Annotated in this window: 18 protein-coding genes; 12 read left to right on the top strand and 6 right to left on the bottom strand. The window is 60.3% G+C overall.

Annotated elements, in window-relative coordinates; genetic code table 11:
- Nucleotides 1-9 precede the first annotated feature (9 nt).
- A complete protein-coding gene (locus tag EOC83_RS14275; protein WP_082826727.1) occupies nt 10-1,023 on the top strand; it encodes a nucleoside hydrolase in 1,014 nt (337 codons plus the stop codon).
- Nucleotides 1,020-1,967, top strand: a complete 948-nt coding sequence (locus tag EOC83_RS14270; RefSeq protein ID WP_024502284.1) for a nucleoside hydrolase — start codon at nt 1,020-1,022, stop codon at nt 1,965-1,967. The genes EOC83_RS14275 and EOC83_RS14270 overlap by 4 nt, the downstream gene beginning before the upstream one ends.
- A gap of 19 nt (nt 1,968-1,986) precedes the next feature.
- Here EOC83_RS14270 and EOC83_RS14265 read toward each other — a convergent pair whose 3' ends face one another.
- From EOC83_RS14265 to EOC83_RS14240, 6 genes are all read right to left on the bottom strand, one after another.
- Nucleotides 1,987-3,129: a hypothetical protein gene (locus EOC83_RS14265; protein ID WP_063170099.1), complete on the bottom strand. Its 1,143-nt coding sequence runs from the start codon at nt 3,127-3,129 to the stop codon at nt 1,987-1,989.
- A gap of 219 nt (nt 3,130-3,348) precedes the next feature.
- Complete coding sequence (locus EOC83_RS14260) at nt 3,349-3,888, bottom strand: prepilin peptidase (RefSeq protein WP_063170098.1); 540 nt, start codon at nt 3,886-3,888, stop codon at nt 3,349-3,351.
- Between the two features lies 1 nt (nt 3,889).
- Complete coding sequence (locus tag EOC83_RS14255) at nt 3,890-4,432, bottom strand: tetratricopeptide repeat protein (RefSeq protein ID WP_063170097.1); 543 nt, start codon at nt 4,430-4,432, stop codon at nt 3,890-3,892.
- A gap of 52 nt (nt 4,433-4,484) precedes the next feature.
- Nucleotides 4,485-5,435, bottom strand: coding sequence for a type II secretion system F family protein (locus tag EOC83_RS14250; protein ID WP_063170096.1), 951 nt, complete (start codon nt 5,433-5,435; stop codon nt 4,485-4,487).
- Nucleotides 5,436-5,453: 18 nt separating this feature from the next.
- Nucleotides 5,454-6,422: a type II secretion system F family protein gene (locus EOC83_RS14245; protein ID WP_063170095.1), complete on the bottom strand. Its 969-nt coding sequence runs from the start codon at nt 6,420-6,422 to the stop codon at nt 5,454-5,456.
- Nucleotides 6,422-7,810, bottom strand: coding sequence for a CpaF family protein (locus EOC83_RS14240; RefSeq protein ID WP_063170094.1), 1,389 nt, complete (start codon nt 7,808-7,810; stop codon nt 6,422-6,424). Before EOC83_RS14240 ends, EOC83_RS14245 begins: the two co-directional genes overlap by 1 nt.
- Nucleotides 7,811-8,341: 531 nt before the next feature.
- Here EOC83_RS14240 and EOC83_RS14235 point away from each other — a divergent pair.
- The 10 genes from EOC83_RS14235 (at nt 8,342) to EOC83_RS14190 (ending at nt 16,502) form a co-directional block, all read left to right on the top strand.
- A complete protein-coding gene (locus EOC83_RS14235; protein ID WP_063170093.1) occupies nt 8,342-8,566 on the top strand; it encodes a Flp family type IVb pilin in 225 nt (74 codons plus the stop codon).
- A gap of 78 nt (nt 8,567-8,644) precedes the next feature.
- Nucleotides 8,645-9,679, top strand: coding sequence for a Flp pilus assembly protein CpaB (cpaB, locus tag EOC83_RS14230; protein ID WP_063170092.1), 1,035 nt, complete (start codon nt 8,645-8,647; stop codon nt 9,677-9,679).
- Nucleotides 9,680-9,732: 53 nt separating this feature from the next.
- Complete coding sequence (locus EOC83_RS14225; protein WP_063170091.1) at nt 9,733-11,178, top strand: type II and III secretion system protein family protein; 1,446 nt, start codon at nt 9,733-9,735, stop codon at nt 11,176-11,178.
- A complete protein-coding gene (locus tag EOC83_RS14220) occupies nt 11,165-11,455 on the top strand; it encodes a hypothetical protein (protein ID WP_063170090.1) in 291 nt (96 codons plus the stop codon). Before EOC83_RS14225 ends, EOC83_RS14220 begins: the two co-directional genes overlap by 14 nt.
- Before the next feature lie 71 nt (nt 11,456-11,526).
- Entirely contained in the window at nt 11,527-13,047 is a 1,521-nt protein-coding gene (locus tag EOC83_RS14215) for a pilus assembly protein TadG-related protein (RefSeq protein WP_063170089.1), read from the top strand.
- Between the two features lie 7 nt (nt 13,048-13,054).
- The gene (locus EOC83_RS14210; protein ID WP_063170088.1) at nt 13,055-13,549 is read left to right on the top strand and encodes a TadE/TadG family type IV pilus assembly protein; all 495 of its coding nucleotides are present in this window, start codon (nt 13,055-13,057) and stop codon (nt 13,547-13,549) included.
- Between the two features lie 41 nt (nt 13,550-13,590).
- Entirely contained in the window at nt 13,591-14,178 is a 588-nt protein-coding gene (locus EOC83_RS14205; RefSeq protein ID WP_244514262.1) for a TadE/TadG family type IV pilus assembly protein, read from the top strand.
- On the top strand, nt 14,175-15,338 hold the full coding sequence (locus EOC83_RS14200; protein ID WP_013530277.1) for an AAA family ATPase: 1,164 nt from the start codon (nt 14,175-14,177) through the stop codon (nt 15,336-15,338). Before EOC83_RS14205 ends, EOC83_RS14200 begins: the two co-directional genes overlap by 4 nt.
- The gene (locus tag EOC83_RS14195; RefSeq protein WP_024502269.1) at nt 15,322-15,912 is read left to right on the top strand and encodes a L,D-transpeptidase; all 591 of its coding nucleotides are present in this window, start codon (nt 15,322-15,324) and stop codon (nt 15,910-15,912) included. The genes EOC83_RS14200 and EOC83_RS14195 overlap by 17 nt, the downstream gene beginning before the upstream one ends.
- Nucleotides 15,909-16,502: a hypothetical protein gene (locus tag EOC83_RS14190; RefSeq protein ID WP_013530275.1), complete on the top strand. Its 594-nt coding sequence runs from the start codon at nt 15,909-15,911 to the stop codon at nt 16,500-16,502. The genes EOC83_RS14195 and EOC83_RS14190 overlap by 4 nt, the downstream gene beginning before the upstream one ends.
- Nucleotides 16,503-16,534: the final 32 nt, after the last annotated feature.

Below are 16,534 nucleotides of genomic sequence, written 5' to 3'. Positions count from 1 at the left end.
GAAGCCTTTATGGAACGCATAATCCTCGACGTGGATTCAGCCGGCGACGATATTCTCGCCGTGCTGTTTGCAGCGGTCAATCCCAAACTCCGGCTCGAGGGCGTGACCACCGTGACCGGTGCGGCCGGCCCGATCGAACAGGTCACCAACGTCGTCCTCAACACGCTGACGCTCGCCGGGCGTGACGATATCCCGGTTCACGCCGGCGCGTGGCGGCCGATCGTCGGCAACGCCAAGGCCGACATGGAGGCGCCGGTGCATTTCGAAAAACGGCTTGTCGCCCGCTTCGGCGATCGCCTGAAGAAGTTCAACCCGCCGGCGCCGACGCCGGTGCGGCAGGCCACGTCGGGACATGCGGTCGATTTCATCATCGAGACGGTCATGGCCAATCCGGGCGAGATCACGCTGGTGACGACCGGCCCGCTGACCAACGCGGCGATGGCGCTGTTGCAGGAGCCGCGATTGACCGGTGCACTCAAGCGGCTGATCGTGCTCGGTGGCAATTTCCAGACGCCGGGCAACATCACACCCCTGTCGGAATACAACATCTGGGCCGATCCGGAGGCTTCGCGCATCGTGCTCAACGCCGATGTCGAGAAGATCCTCGTCCCCCTCGACATCTGCGAGGACAACCGCGTCGCCGACTCGATGCTGACGCGCGACGACATCGCCGACATGCAGGCCGTCGCCAAGGACAATCCCGTCCTTGAGATGATCGCCGACAGCTTCCCGATCTACATCGACATCTGGCGCGAATTCTTCGACCTCGTCGGGTTCCCGATGGATGACGTGATCACCGTGGCGCTGGCTTTCGATCCCGGCCTGGCGACGATGACCGAGCCGCTGTTCGCCGACGTCGTGCTCGACGGCAGGCTGGCGCGCGGCCAGACCGTCGCCTATCGCGGCCGGCAATTGCTGCCCGGCGGCGGGCCCAAGACCACCCGCATCTGCACCGGCCTGGACGGCCGGCGTTTCCTCGACGGCTTCAAGAAAACCATAGCGCGCTACGAGCGGGCGGCGTGAAAGACGACATGATGACCAAGCCAACTCCTATCCTGTTCGACTGCGACCCCGGCCACGACGACGCCATCGCGCTGGTCATGGCGCATCGCTCGCCGGCCATCGAACTCATCGGCGTCACCACGACCTGCGGCAATGCGGAAGTCGAGAAGACGACCGCCAATGCCTTGCGCATCCTGGAGTATATCGGCGCCGGCGACGTGCCTGTCGCGCAGGGCTGTCACCGCCCGCTGGCGCGCCCGCTGGTGCTCGGCACCGCCGATGGCCCGAGCGGGCTCGAGGGCTCGCCCTACCTGCCGCAGGCGACGATCAAGCCGGTTGACCAGCATGCCGTCGATTTCCTGGCCGACAGGCTGCGCGCCGCGCCCGAACCGATCCTGGTCGTTGCCACCGGCCCGCTCAGCAATATCGGCCTGATGATCCTCAAGCATCGCGACGTGCTGCCCAAGATCAAGGAACTGATCTGGATGGGCGGCGTGTTCTACCGCAAGAGCGAGATCATCACGCCGACCGAATTCAACGCGTTCTGCGATCCCGAAGCGCTGAAGATCGTGCTGGACAGCGGCGTGCCGATCCTGATGGTCGGCCTCGACGTCACCATGCAGGTGCTGATCGAGGCGCCGCAATATGCCGAACTCGCCACCATCGACACGCCGCTCGGCCGGCTCGTCAACGACTGGCTGCTGTTCTACGAGAAGCTGCACCGCAACTCGATGGGCGTCGGCGGCGCCATGCACGATCCGCTGGCGCTGGCGCTGGCCATCGACCCGACCTTGGTGCGCACTCGCCCTGCCCATATCGGCGTCGACCTGTCCGGCACCTACGCCTTCGGCGCGACCATCGCCGACTACTGGGGCGAGCGCGGTGAAAAGGACAATGCCCGCATCGCCCATGAGGTCGACGCGGACCGCTTCTTCAAGCTGATGTTCGATCTCCTGCGGGACTGAACATCCAACGGACTGAGGGTTAGCGGAACAGATATTTCGAGACTTCCGGGTTGCCGCGACGCCACATCACATTGTCCAGGAAGTAATGGTGCACGTTGATGAATATCCACGCGATGAAGAGGAAAAGCGACGAGCCGAGCACCTGTTTGTCGTAGGGAACCAGGGCACTTAGCGCCATCGGCACGAGCCAGAAACCGAGAGCACCGAGAATTGTGCCGGCGACGATGAATATCAGCACCCGCAGCCTGTACATCGGCCCAAGAATGGACAGCACCCTGAATTCCGGATCCTTGACGGCATCCGCGCGGTCGCGCTCGACATTGGTCTGGTAACGCCAGACCACCGCCAGATACTGCAACGAATGGAGCGCCGGCACCACGAGCAGCCAAAGCGGATTTAGGGCCACGAACAGAATCCAGGCATAGAGCGACACGACGTAAGCGACGACGCCGTTATACGGCAGCGCGCCGCCATGTTTGCGCCAGCGATTGACGAACATCACGGCGGTGGCCGCCGAGGAGGCAGCGGCGACCGCGAGCGCGATGTTGAGGAGCCAGGGCGGGACAGCGAATGTGTAGTAGTCCAGGCCCCAGTACTGCCTTTCGGTGATCACCACGTTTGTCTGGAGCCAGGCGAACAGCCACACGGCATATCCGTTGAACAGCAGCGCTTTCTTGTCCTGGTCGCTGAAGAATTTGCGCTTCAGCACCGCGTCCACCATCAGCATGCCATAGCCTTGCTTGACGTAGTGCCAGCCGACGAAAAAGCCCATCGCGTTGGTGGCATATCCCAGCAGGCGGGCGTTGCCGGTTACGGAGCCATAGGCGAAGAAAGCGACCATGATCATTGGGACGGCAATGCCCGCGATGATGTAGCGGATCTGGAGATTCCTGTCATATCCGTCGCCGCGCACCTTGCGCCCGAAATCGCGATAGAAAATCTGATACGAGTGGGCAAAATGTGGATGGTTTATCAGATTGGCGAGCAAGAGCATTACCGCCGCCACAACGCCCTCGTATCTAAGAGGCACAAAGAACAGGATCGGCAGGATCAGGAACGCGCTCCCGCCGAGCATGAAAAAATCGATGAACGGACCAAATAGATATTTCTGTGGAGGCGCCGCGACCGAGACCGGAGCATCCGCCGAAAGGTGAAGTGCCATGCTGCCTTCTCCCTGTGATTGTTTATCTAGCCATCAACCTGATAGGAATTTTTTCTTGACTCCCTGCACTCAGCTATGGTACATTTTTGTCCATGGTGCTGATTTGCGCCAGTGACCCGCCGCACAGGCGGGGTTTTGTTTGTTCCGTCAGCCAACGCGCCGGCGAAGGCTTCGGGGAAGTGTCGATCGCAGCGCGTTCAGCCGCGCGAACTGTCGAGGTCAGTTGAGCTGATTGAGGATCCCAGAACTGCTCGCCAGGATCAAGCTCTTGTAGATCAGGAACGCCAGCGTACAGATCGCGGCCAGCGAGGTCGGCACGCCGAACGGCACCACCCCCTTGCGGTCCAGATGCTGGACGATGAGCCGAAAAGCGCCCGCCGGCAGCAGGAATGGGTTTTTCACGATCGCGGCAGTGGCCAAGGCGAAAACCAGGAGCAGCACCGAAAACACCGCGAGACCGCTGCCGCTGATCAGGAAGGGCACGACTGCTATCAGCTTGACATCGCCGGCGCCGATCTTGCGCAAGGCCCAGAAGGGCAAGAGCGCGACGAACAACAGAAGCCCTGCACTGGTGCTCAGTCCCATGTCCCACCACGACCCGGATTGGAGCGACAGCAACAGCAGGCCCCCGGCGCCCAGACAGAGCAGCAGCAGCACGTCGCGATTGGAAATTTTCTGGGTGGTGAAATCGAGCCAGGCAATCCTGGCCAGCAGAGGGATTGCGAGCACCTTCAGCAGCAGCGCTTCGGCAAGCAACATGCTAGCGCTCGACGTTCTGCACGCTTGACGACAAAAGCTTCAGATTGTTGGCGACGGTCGGGTCGTTGGGCGCCAGCTCGTAAGCCTTGAGGAAGTTCGAGCGGGCATCCTGTAACTTGCCGCGCAGCAGGTAGGAATAGCCGACATTGTTGTAATATTCGGGCGTCGCGCCGCCCAGCTTGAAGGCCCTGGCATAGGCCCGGTCGGACAGGTCGAAGCGGTGGATCCGGTCGGTGCAGGCGGCCAGCCCCATCCAGGCGTTACCATCATTGGGTGCCAGTTGCGTCGCCTTGAAGAACAGTGCGCCGGCATTGCCGTAATTCTCGGCGCGGAACTGGTTCTTGGCTTCCGCGACCGCCTGGTCCGAGGCATAGTATTCGACGTCGCCGACCGTTTTCAGTCCGTCGAAAGCATCGCCAAAAGACGTCACGTCGCCCTTCGACGGCTCGTTGGTGCGCACGACACCGTCGGTTGTGTCCGCCGTCTGGCAACCGGCAAGCACCGCCATGAGCAGACAGGCCGCGGCCGCGATAACCCTCTTCATACGTCCGTCCCCTGGGCCCCCGACTCACATTAGGGCCAAATGATATACTAAACTAGAAGAAAACGCCTCTCATGCGAATGATGACCGGCAACATGATCACCACCATCACGACTGGGAATATACAGAGACCCAACGGAATCATCATCTTGACCGGGAGTGAATTGGCGCGCTCCTCGGCACTCAGAATTCTCTGACTGCGCATTTCGGCGCTATAAACACGCAAGGCATCGGTGAGGCTGGTGCCGAGTTCTTCCGATTGCCGGAACAGCACCGCTAGTGCCCGCGCCTCCTCAAGGCCTATGCGATCGGCGAGTTCCCGTAACGCCTCCCGCAACGGCTTGCCGGCGCGCAGTTGCAAATTCATGATAGACAGTTGGATCCCCAGCCACTTGTGGGTGGCAGCCATTTCGTGACTCACACGTTCGACCGCCGCCTCAAGGCTCATGCCTGCATCGGCGCATGTGATCATCATGTCCATGAAGTCGGGAAAGGCACGGCGATAGATTCGTTTCTGACCATTCTCGAAGCGATCGAGCATGATGCTCGGAATCACCATGCAGGCCAGGCCGAACAAAGCAGAGCCGGCAAAGGTTATGAAACCAGGCAGCTGTGGTGGAAGGACCCGCGACAGCAGGGCATAGATGGCCAAAAACCCAATGCAGACTGCAACCAGACGGGACAGGGTGTAAACCAGCGGTGCACTTGATTTGTAAAAGCCGGCACGAAAGAGCTTCGCCTCCAAAGCATTCGGCTCATCGCGCTCCTTTTCGATCGACTTGAAGTAGGCGTCGACTGGCCGTTGTGCCGCAAGCTTGGCAAGCACGTCCTGTCCAAGCATTGACCGGCGGTCTGTAATTCCTTCGCCCATCAGGCTCTGCGCGACGAGCTTTCGTGTTTGCAGAGCCGGCAGGAAGACGAGCGCACCGAACAGGAAAAAAGATGCCGCCGCCGCAAACACGACGATAGATACCAAGAAACCCAGATCCTGAATATTCGAAAACAATTTTATTCGTCGCCCCTGTTAGAAATCAAAATTAACCATTCGATACATGATGAAATCCCCCAACAAAGCCCACACCCCGAATACGGTGAAGACTGGGAAAATGAGCTGATCGTGCCACACGCCTCCATAATAGGAGGGAGCAAGAAGTTGAAGGATCAAGAACATGACGAGCGGAAACAGTGATATAATCCAGGCCGATACGCGCCCTTCAGCGGAAAGCGCCCGAATTTTCATTCGAAGCTTTTGCCTTTCTCGCAGTACCGAGGATAGGTTGGACAAGATTTCGGTCAAATTACCGCCGGTCTTGGCCTGGATCGACAGGGATACCGACAGCAACTGAAGACCCTCGAAGCCGACACGCTGCGAAAGCTTTCGCACAGCCTGCTCGATGCTGAGACCGAAAGTGATCTCATCGGAGACGATGCCGAACTCGGTGCCGAGCGGATCCGGCATTTCGCGCGCGACCAGACCGATGGCGACCGAAGCCGGGTGTCCGGCGCGCAGCGAACGAACGATCATGTCGAGCGCGTCCGGCAGCTGTTTGGCAAACTTCTGGATTCGCTTGTTGCGGGCGCGCCGGAGGACGAGAAGCGGCAGGACAAGCCCTACGACCAGAAAGATAAGAAGCGACGCCAAAGCGGAAAAATTGAAGAGTACCAGGAGCAACGCCATCGCTAGTCCGACGAGCAGGAATGTCGCGGCGAACGTCAGGGGATTTCCGGTGATGCCGGATTGAGTATAGAGTCTGTTCAGCCACACCATTCCAAAAAGAAAGTCGCCGGAGTCAGTGAGGCCACGCTCCCGCAGCAATCCCTGTAGCGTTTGTTCGGCCGGGACGTCGCCAGCGAGCCGCTTCAATCGGCGATTGACTGCTAGAGACCGAGAGCGGCGGCCGGCAAATGAAAGATAAAGAGCTTCGCCGGCGAGGATGACCGAGGCTGCCGCCAGCATGTAGATGAAGTATAGCAGAGCTTGACCAGTCGGCATCAGAGGGCAACCTGCGGGTTGAAGGCGTCCTTGGCAAAATGATGGCCAAGCGTCGCCGCCTCTGGAGCGAAGCGCGGACGGACACCGGTTGCGCGAAAGTCTCCGACGACCTTGCCCTCGGCCGTCACCTCACGGCGGACGAAATGATAGATTTCCTGAAGCTGCACGACATTGCCCTCCATGCCGGTCAGTTCCGATATGGAGGTGACACGCCTGCCGCCATCCGAGAGACGCTGTGTCTGGACGATGATGTCGATGGCGGAGGCGATCTGCGCCCGGATCGAATCATGCGTCATCGGCATGCCGGCCATGCCGACCATCTGCTCCAGCCGCGAGATCGCATCGCGCGGCGTGTTGGCATGGATTGTCGTCATCGAGCCTTCGTGGCCGGTGTTCATTGCCTGCAGCATGTCGAAAGCTTCCTCGCCGCGCACCTCGCCGACGATGATGCGGTCCGGTCGCATGCGCAGCGCGTTCTTCAGCAATTCGCGCTGGCGAACCTCGCCCCTGCCCTCGACATTGGGCGGGCGCGTCTCGAGCCGGCCGACATGCGGCTGCTGCAATTGCAGTTCTGCCGCATCCTCGATGGTGATCAGCCGCTCCTTCGAAGGGATGTAGCTCGACAAGGCGTTGAGCAACGTTGTCTTGCCGCTGCCGGTGCCACCCGAAACCAGGATCGATTTGCGCGCCTGGACTGCGATCCGCAGCAGGTCGATCATCGGCGGACGGATCGAATTGAATGCCATCAAACGTTCGAGCGAATAGGGATTCTTCGAGAATTTGCGGATCGATACCAGCGGGCCGTCGACCGAGACCGGCCGCACCGCGATGTTGACACGTGAGCCGTCTTCCAGCCGGGCATCGACCATGGGCGACGATTCATCGACCCGCCTGCCGATAGCCGAAACGATCTTGTTGATGACGCGCAGCAGATGGGCCTCGTCCCGAAACCGGATTGGCGTCTCTTCGACGATGCCCCGCCGCTCGATGAAAACGCGCTTGTGAGTATTGATCAGGATGTCGGTAATGGAATCATCCTTGAGCAGCGGTTCGATCGGCCCGAGGCCCAGCATCTCGTCGGCGGTGTCGCTGGTGAGTTGATCGAGTTCGCGCGCATTCAGCGGCACCGCGCGAGCGCGAACGAACTCGCGCACGATTGGACGGATCTCGTTCAGGATCTCATCCTTGGAAGCACTTTCAAGCGCGGTCAGGTTGAACCGGTCGATCAAGTGGCGATGCAGCTCGACCTTGATCGTCAGGAAATCGTCACCATGCGATTGAATATCAACGGCTGGCAGAAGAGCCGGAGCAACAGGCTGCACCGCCAGCGGCTCGACCTTTGTCACTGCCTGCTGTTCGCTTGGCCCCTTGATGAACCGTCCCAGCATAATTGCTTATACTCCCCTCGGACACGCATTAGCGGAAACTAAACGTTAACCAACGAGCGCACAAGCGCCTGGATGCCCGGCGCACAGCCATTACTTTCGGCATAGTTAAGATCAAGGACCGCAAATCCCTTGATTATTTGGTGCAGAGGGCATGCGGAGTTCCCCAAATTTATCCTCAGCTCTCAGGCTCATGCGCCCGCGCCGCGAAAATTAGCAAAACTCCCGCTTAAGTCCTTAGATATAAAGGAATATGCATTTCTTCTAATGCTTCCACGGTTTCGCCACATGAGCGGCTAAATTGTGAATGAATGGTTAAGGGCGATCGAAAAATGAAAAGAATCAATCCCTTGATAAGATTTCACTTTGCCACCTTCTTGCCGAATCAGGTACATGAAAGTTAAGGAACCCTTAATGTCGTTTGACTCTGCATTTTCTCGGGACCTAGGATCGAGATGACGGGGGATGCTTGGGTATGGATTTCATCTCTTGCTCTGTCTCGTCGGGTTCCAACCTCCAAAGGGAGAAATTGACATGAAGAAGCTCATGACGATGACCCGGCAGTTCCGCGACGATGAAAACGGCGCTGCCATGGTCGAATATTCCATCCTCATCGGCATCATTGCCGCGGCGTCGATCGTGACGATCATCGCTATCGGAGTGTGGGTGAACGGCTCGTTCACCAATCTCTGCAGCAAGCTGACGGGCGTTGCTGGCGTGACGAACTGTACTGTTGCTACGGCTACTCCTGGTCCCTGATCATTTTCCAATCGGGACCCGGATCTGATCCGGGTCCCTGTTGCCCGATATGTTGCCTTTCTTGGGGTTTTTGGGACCATGCGCGCGAACACACTCATCATGATCGTTCTTGCCGGTATTTTCGGTGTCCTGGCGGTTGTGCTGGTCAATATCTGGCTGGCTGGCCAGCGAAGCGCCATGGCGCAAACGGGTATTGTTCAAGGCAGCACTGTCGTGGTTGCGGCGATACCACTGAAATTCGGCGATGCGCTGAGTGCGGACACATTGCGCGAAGTCGCATGGCCGGCGGGCGCAATACCGGCAGGCGCTTTCAAGACGACAAAGGAAGCCTTGGCCGGCGAAGGTACAAGGCAAGCGCTTCAGACCATCAGCACCAACGAACCAGTCCTCGCCAGCAAGATCACTGGGCCAGGCCAACGCGCCACACTTTCGGCGGTGCTTGGCGAAGGCATGAAAGCTGTTTCCATCAGGGTGAACGACGTGCTCGGCGTCGCCGGCTTCGTCTTCCCGGGTGACCGGGTCGATGTGCTGCTGACGCGAACGGTGCGCGGCGATGATGGAGCGGACAAGAGTTTCGTCGATGTGCTGCTGCAGAGCATGAAGGTGCTCGCCATCGACCAGGTGGCCGATGTGAGCAAGGACAGCCCAACCGTGGTGAAGTCCGTAACGCTGGAAGCCAGCACCAAGGACGCGCAGAAGCTGACGCTTGCGGCAGGCGCCGGCCAATTGTCGCTGGCGCTTCGCCAGGCCGCCGCCAGCAAGGGCGAAATGACCGAGCGGGTGACGCTTTCCGACCTGACCGGCGAAACGCCGGCCGATGTCGCCGCCAGGCAGGCGGAGCTCGACAGGAAGGCAGCGGCCGAAGCGGAGGCTACAGCCGAGCGCAAGCGCGCCGAGGACAAGATTGCCGGGTTGACGCAGGCTGTGGAGCGGGTGGGAAGCCGCCTCGACGAGTTGGGCAAGGTAAAGCCTGCTCCGATCGTGATGGCGGCACCGCAGCCGGTCGTCAAGGAAGTGGTCAAATATGTGCAGCCTGAGCCGCCGGCGCGGGCAACGATCGGCGTTTTTCGGGGTGTGAAGCTCGAGACATATGACGTGCCGCGACAACCATGATAAGGTGCGGCTAATAAACGGGACTGCCACCGGCAGCGAGTGGGGAGACGGGGATGCGGGGATATTGCTTAGGGATAGCGACGGCCGCGTTGTCGTGCCTAGGGGCGCTGTTGCTGTCGGGCCTGGCGGCCAATGCGGCCGACCGCTTCATCGATGTGTCGACCCCCAGCGTTCATCGGATTTTCCTGCCGATGTCGCAATCGGTGACGATCCAGGTGAGTGCCAATCTGGGCGACATCGTCGTTGGCGACGAGAAGATCGCCGATGCCCAGCCAATGACCGACCGCACGCTCTACGTCATCGGTAAGGGCGCCGGCACCACCACGGTTAATCTGTTCTCCACCGATAAGCGCTCGCTCGGCGCCCTCCAGATCGAGGTCGGCGTCGATGTCAGCGACATGGCGCAGGCGATCCGCCAGGTCGCGCCAAAGTCGCGCATCGAAGTGGGCTCGGTCAATGGCAGGGTCAGGCTTGGCGGGCATGTGAAAGATGGCGCTACGCTGGCGGCGATCATGGCGGTTGCGCAGCAATATGGACCCGATGCCGTCATCAACTCCGTCATCGTCGACGACAGCCAGCAGGTCAATTTGGAAGTGCGCGTGCTGGAAGCCAAGCGCAACACCGGCCGCGACCTCGGCGTGTCGATCAAAAGCAGGAACGGCGATGGCACAACCCGTACCGGTACCGGTGTTGCTGCCGTTGACGAGGACGGTGTCGTGCTCGGACCGGGCGGTCTGCTCAGCGGCCTCCTGTCCAACTCGGCGCCCTTCGGAGCGCTTATCACGCGCGTCATCGACAGCAACATCAAGGTCGACCTGATCATAGAGGCGCTCGAGTCCAAAGGCGCGGTGCGCACGCTCGCGAACCCCAACCTCACCACGCTTTCCGGCGAGCAGGCCAGCTTCAACGCCGGTGGTGAAGTGCCTATTCGCAGTCTGGACAAGGACGGCCAGGTAAACATCGTGTACAAGCAATTCGGCGTCAATCTTCTGTTCACGCCGGTCGTACTCGACGACGGCAAGATTCATATGAACCTGGCGCCGGAGGTCAGTGACCTGACCGGCTTCACCACCGCCGGCGACCCGATCTTCACCAACCGCAAATTGTCGACCGTCGTCGAATTGCGCGACGGCCAGAGCTTCGCCGTCGGCGGGCTTCTGTCCAGCAAGACCACCAAGCTCCAGGATCAGGTGCCTTGGCTCGGCCAAGTGCCTGTGATCGGGACGCTGTTTCGCAGTTCGAGCAACCAGAAGGAAGAGACCGAGCTGGTCGTCATCGTCACGCCGCATATCGTGCGGCCGGTGAAGCCTGGGGAGCAGTTGGCGACACCGTTCGACAAGACACGGCCCGCCAACGATCCGGAGTTCTTCGTGCTCGGCCAATTGGAAGTGACCAAGGACATGGTCCGCAAATATGAAACCGGCGAAGGCGTCACCGGCCCCTATGGCCACATGCTCGACTTCAAATCGAAGGACAAGATGCTCTATGTCAAGAAATAGCGCCTTGATCCTCATTCTGTGCGCCAGCGCCCTGTCGGGCTGCGCCGCGGACTATCTGAACCATTATGATTCGGTGACCCTGGCCGCCGGCGACACGCAGAAGTTCAATTCGCTGCTGCAGACGGTCGACCCGCTCAACCCGGCGTCCCGAAACACACATATCGAAGGCGACGGCGCACGCGCCGCAGCCGTTGCCCAAGGCTACAAATATCCACCGCCACCGCCGCCGCCACCAGCGATCACGGTCAATGTCGGCGGGTCGGGTGTGACACAGTGAACTGAACGAAGGGATGCGCAGGGCGCCGGGCATGCGAGGGGCTCTGGCGCAGGAAAGCAGAGAGTAAGGTCATGTTGGGGACCATTCGTGCCTTCTGGAACGATCAACGCGGCATCGCGATGATCCTCGTGGCAATCATGCTGCCCGTGCTTATCGGCTTCGCTCTGCTGGCCATCGATATGAGCCGAGCCAACGGACTTCACAACGATCTGCAAAAGGGAGTTGATGCCCTTGCTCTGGCAACGGCAGCGGAACTGGATGGCAGATCGGATTCGATCACCAGAGCCAATCTGGCCAAGACTACCCTTCTCACCAACAAGACCAAGTTTTCAACGGCAGGCGATCATACACTCGCTCTAGCCGATGTGACCGTTACATACTTGACCGGGATACCGGCCGACGACAGCATCAAGTTGAGTGCCGCTGGTGTCGACGCCAATGGTGTGAACTGGGCAAGCACCGACCCTAAAGCCGTGACATTCTCACTGGTGACCGTGAACCCGTCCGGCCTGGCGGATGGTGCCGGGGCCTTCGAAGCGATCTTTCCGGCAAGCGTTGTCAGCGGCAGCAACACATTCGACATCAGACCTCAGGCTGTGGCCGGATTTGTCCAGTCGATCTGCGAAACGGTGCCGATCTTCATGTGCAATCCGTTCGAGACGACCGACCCGTTGACCAGCAAAACGATCCAGCAGGCGTTCGCGTCGGGGGACACCTATAGCCGCGAATTTCGTATTCTGAAAGTCGATAGCAACCCCGGCCCGGGCAACTTTGGCCTGCTGGAAAACGGCCTGACCTCGATACAGGAGGGGATGGCCAAGGGGACCGCCGGCACCTGCTACAGCCGCACTTCGCTGACCACGAAAACGGGTGTCACCTTGGGTCAGGTCAATACTGGCCTGAATGTCCGGTTCGATCTCTATCAGGGCAATCTGAAAAATAACACAGACCTTGGCTACCGCCCGGCGAGCAATGTCCGCAAGGGGGCCAGCAAGAACAGCAATTGCAACAAGTTTGATGTCGCGACGGATGGTTCCGCGTTGCCTCTCCCGGATGGCACCGGCTATGACTCCGCTAAGGGCATGACGCTGCCGATCGCGGCGAATTCCTTCTGGACCGCCTACTGGGCCGCCAATCATAAGAACGCAGCGTATCCAAACCTCCCGGCGAAGACCGACCCTCTCAAGCGGAACGTTCCCGCCTCCAGGTATGATGTCTACAACTATGAAATCGCGGCCGGAATCGTGGGCGACAAATCGAAAGGGCCTTCGAACGAAGTTGGAACGCCTTCCTGCTACAAGGGGGACCTCACCAAGGCGGATCCGAGCCGCCGGCTGATAAACATGGCCATTATCGATTGCAAAGCAAACCAGGCGAAGCTGAACGGCCACACCGCAGTCCGACCGGATGGCTATGCAAGCGTCTTCATAAACAACCCTATCCAGAAGGTGAATCCCAACGACGAGGACAATCCGGACGGTACAGGCGCCGAGAAGGCTATCAGCCTTGAGATCGTCGATGTCGATGGCGGATTTGCCAACAACACCCTGGTAGACAAAGCATTCCGCAACGAAGCCCAGTTGTATCGGTAGCGCTGACATGACCAGGCTCCGCAGAATCATTGGACGGTTCCAAGGCGACGAAAGTGGCGCCGCTTTGGTGGAAGCCGCGATCACGATACCACTCGTATTGCTGTTATCGGCCGGTGTGTTCGAGTTCTCCAACATCCTGAATACGCGGATGCTTCTCGAAGCTGGCGTTGAGGATGCGGGGCGCTACATGGCACGATGCAGCAGCGATTGGGCGACTTGCAAGGGCCGAGCCCAGAACCTTGCTGCCAATGGGGCGGTCGCTAACGGCAGCGCCAGAGTGACCGGATGGCTGCCGGCGGCGGTTGACATCACCAAGGCGGTCTCGCTGGACGCGGTTGATGCCGCCACGGGCACGCAACTTTATCTCAGCAGCACGACCAAAGTCGATGTCGTGGACGTCAGCACCTCCTATTCTTATCCGGACGTTGGATTCTGGTCGTATCTTGGCTTTGGAGCCCTGACCCTCAGTGTATCCCATCAGGAACGGGTCATTGGATGGTGATGGGGCGCACCAAGTTTTGGGCTAGCCAGTCCGGAACGACAATGGTCGAAATGGCCATAGTGATGCCGCTGCTGTTGACGCTTTTGCTTGGCTTCATCGATTTCGGCTACGCCTTTTACCAATGGAATGCCGGGAATAAGGCGGTGCAAGCCGGCGCAAGGCTGGCGCAGATTTCTACACCTGTCGCCAGCGGGCTCCTGGCCGAGACGATAACGCAGACCGACCTAACTAAAGTCGGCACTGCGGTACCCGCAAACACTTACAACTATATCTGCACCGCCAACACCGCTGGAAGCGTCTCTTGCGTTTGCGGCACAGGCGCTACGTGCCAGAACCTCAATGTAAGCCAAGATGCCTTTAATTTCATTTTCAGCGGCAACAGCAGCCGGCCCGGAATGCAGACATTCCTGCCGATGTTGGCCAAGTCCGAAGTCAGGATTCAATACCAGGCTTCCGGCCTCGGCTACTGGACGCGTCCCAGCGGACCGGTGCCGACCATCACGGTGAGCATCACCAACCATCCCTTCCAGTTTTTCTTCCTGGGCGGACTGCTCGGCTTCAACAACATCACAATGCCCTCCATGCTGAGCACGGTCACGGGCGAAGACATGAAGAGTACCTGGCCATGAACGCCATCAACACCAAGGTTACGCCGACCAAGCGCAAGCAGGTGGCGCTGTTTTCGTCGGATCCGAATTTCAAGCGCGATGTGGCGACGCGGCTCGATGCGCTGGCGATCTATGACGTCAGGGTTTCCGAGACGAGCGATTTTCTGAAAGGACCGCCGGCGGACACACGCCCGGGCATCGTCATCCTCGATCTCGGCAATGGCGAGCTGCTCGGCAGGCCCGGCATCGTCGAGGCGCGCGCACTGTGGGCCAGCGTGCCGCTGATCGCGGTTTCCGACGAGCTGAGCTCGGAGCAGACGCGCGTTTTGGTGCGCATGAACGCCTCGGACTGGCTGCACAAGCCGCTCGACGGCAAGGAACTGCTCAATGCGGTGACCTTCCACGACACCGGCAACCAGGGAACCAAAAGCCGGATCATCACCTTCATCAGCGCCAGCGGCGGCGCCGGCGCCACGACGCTGGCGCTGTCGGCGGCCGAATTCCTGGCGTCGAAATCGGGCGAGCGCGCGGCGTCCACCTGTCTCGTGGACCTGGATTTCCAGAGCGCCAATTGCGGCGCCTATCTCAATCTGTTCAACCAGTTCGACCTTGCCGGCATCATCGGCCAGCCGGAGCGGCTCGATGTCGAGCTGATGGACGTCATCAAGCTGTCGCGCCCGTCCGGCCTCACCCTCTATGCATTCGAGCGGCCGCAACTGCCGTTCGAGCCGCATGGCAGCGATTTCGTCTTCCGCCTGCTCGACCTCGTCGCCTACCGCTTCGACGACATCGTTATCGACCTGCCCAATCTGGAAACGCCCTGGCACAATTCCGTGCTGTCGACGAGCGACGAGATCTTCATCGTGTTCGAACTCAATGTCGCGTCGCTGCGGCAAGGCAAGCGGCTCTACAAGAAGATCCGCGAGCTGCGCGGCAATGCGGTCAGCATCACGCTGGTCGCCAACAAGCACAAGCGCAAATGGTTCGGGAACCATTTTTCGCGCAGCGAGCTCGAAAAGATCTTCAAGGCGCCGCACATCAAGTCGGTCGCGCTCGACAACGCGCTTCTGACCGATGCGCTGAACAGGGCCATCCCGCCTTCCGAAGTGGATGGGCGGGCGCGCTTCAACAAGGATCTGAAGCGGATGTTCAAAGAGCGGCTCGATGACGCTGCCCGATAGATACCGGATCGCCCCAAAGCTCGCCGGCGCCTGCGTGCTCGGCATGGCGTTGGCGCTGTCCGTCCACGGCTTCGCCGAGGCGCGATCAGCACTTTCGGAGCGGCCGCCGCTGCCGGCGATGGGGCCCAGCCTGCGCAAGGCCGTCGCCTTTAGAACCGCCGAGCAGCCGGGAACGATCATCATCCGCAAGGACGAGAAGGCGCTTTACCTGGTGACCCGCCAGGGCCAGGCGCTGCGCTACCAGATCAGCGTCGGGCGCGACGGGTTCGGCTGGACCGGCATCGTCAAGGTGGGGGCGAAGACCGAATGGCCGGAGTGGCGCCCGCCGCAGGAAATGCGGGCCCGCCAGCCGGAGCTGCCGAAAATGGTGCCCGCCGGCCCCTACAATCCGCTCGGCGCAAGGGCGCTCTACCTGTCTCGGGACGGGCGCGACACGCTCTACCGCATACACGGCACCAACGACCCGTCGGGTGTCGGCTTCGACGGGACATCGGGCTGTTTTCGCCTCACCAACACGGATGTGATCGATCTTTTCAAACGCGTCGCGGTCGGCGCAAAGGTGGTGGTCCAATGACGATGATCAGCGAACCGGACATGCCGGCGATCGATATCGGAAACCAGGAACAGCGCGAACCGGCTGCCGCCGGGAAACCCAGCAAGGCAAAGACGATCGCCGTCATCGTCGCCGGCGGCGCGCTTCTGATCACCGCAGTCAACATGGCGGCCGCGGTCTATCTCTATCGGGGCATGAGCGACCTGCGTTTCGTCGAGGCGCGGCTGGAGCAGCTCGGCGCATTCGAGCAGCGGATCGCAGCCCGGCTCGACACGGTCAACAACGGTTTTCAGAGCCGGTTCGAGAAACTGGACAGCCAGTTGCAAGGCAGCTTCAACGAGATCGATGCCAGCATTGCCCGGCTTGGGCAGACTATGCCGGTCGCCGGCGGCGAGGCCATGCCGGGCGTGGAAGAACCGTCCGAAATCGCCACCAGCACGCTGGCGCAAGCGCCCGAAGCCCTCGGCGGCGAGAGCGCGAGCGAACCCGGCGTCATCGAAGCGCCCGCACCCAGGAGGAGAATCGCATCGGCGTCGCCCCCTGCTCCCAGCTCCAATTACCAGCGCATCCAGCAGCCCGACGGCAAGGTCTATTACCGCCGGATCAACTAGACCCAGCAGAGCCCGGATCGTGCAAGGTGTAA

The organism is Mesorhizobium sp. Primo-A (genome assembly GCF_003997175.1).
Lineage (GTDB): Bacteria > Pseudomonadota > Alphaproteobacteria > Rhizobiales > Rhizobiaceae > Mesorhizobium > Mesorhizobium ciceri.
This window is presented reverse-complemented; position numbering and strand designations above follow the sequence as displayed.

Coding starts and splice junctions, on each gene's coding strand:
- EOC83_RS14240 (WP_063170094.1), bottom strand. CDS start 7,810: ATGCTGGGACGGTTCATCAAGGGGCCAAGCGAACAGCAGGCAGTGACA.
- cpaB (WP_063170092.1), top strand. CDS start 8,645: ATGCGCGCGAACACACTCATCATGATCGTTCTTGCCGGTATTTTCGGT.
- EOC83_RS14225 (WP_063170091.1), top strand. CDS start 9,733: ATGCGGGGATATTGCTTAGGGATAGCGACGGCCGCGTTGTCGTGCCTA.
- EOC83_RS14210 (WP_063170088.1), top strand. CDS start 13,055: ATGACCAGGCTCCGCAGAATCATTGGACGGTTCCAAGGCGACGAAAGT.
- EOC83_RS14190 (WP_013530275.1), top strand. CDS start 15,909: ATGACGATGATCAGCGAACCGGACATGCCGGCGATCGATATCGGAAAC.
- EOC83_RS14260 (WP_063170098.1), bottom strand. CDS start 3,888: ATGTTGCTTGCCGAAGCGCTGCTGCTGAAGGTGCTCGCAATCCCTCTG.
- EOC83_RS14195 (WP_024502269.1), top strand. CDS start 15,322: ATGACGCTGCCCGATAGATACCGGATCGCCCCAAAGCTCGCCGGCGCC.
- EOC83_RS14205 (WP_244514262.1), top strand. CDS start 13,591: ATGGTCGAAATGGCCATAGTGATGCCGCTGCTGTTGACGCTTTTGCTT.
- EOC83_RS14220 (WP_063170090.1), top strand. CDS start 11,165: ATGTCAAGAAATAGCGCCTTGATCCTCATTCTGTGCGCCAGCGCCCTG.
- EOC83_RS14245 (WP_063170095.1), bottom strand. CDS start 6,422: ATGCCGACTGGTCAAGCTCTGCTATACTTCATCTACATGCTGGCGGCA.
- EOC83_RS14215 (WP_063170089.1), top strand. CDS start 11,527: ATGTTGGGGACCATTCGTGCCTTCTGGAACGATCAACGCGGCATCGCG.
- EOC83_RS14200 (WP_013530277.1), top strand. CDS start 14,175: ATGAACGCCATCAACACCAAGGTTACGCCGACCAAGCGCAAGCAGGTG.
- EOC83_RS14235 (WP_063170093.1), top strand. CDS start 8,342: ATGAAGAAGCTCATGACGATGACCCGGCAGTTCCGCGACGATGAAAAC.
- EOC83_RS14255 (WP_063170097.1), bottom strand. CDS start 4,432: ATGAAGAGGGTTATCGCGGCCGCGGCCTGTCTGCTCATGGCGGTGCTT.
- EOC83_RS14265 (WP_063170099.1), bottom strand. CDS start 3,129: ATGGCACTTCACCTTTCGGCGGATGCTCCGGTCTCGGTCGCGGCGCCT.
- EOC83_RS14275 (WP_082826727.1), top strand. CDS start 10: ATGGAACGCATAATCCTCGACGTGGATTCAGCCGGCGACGATATTCTC.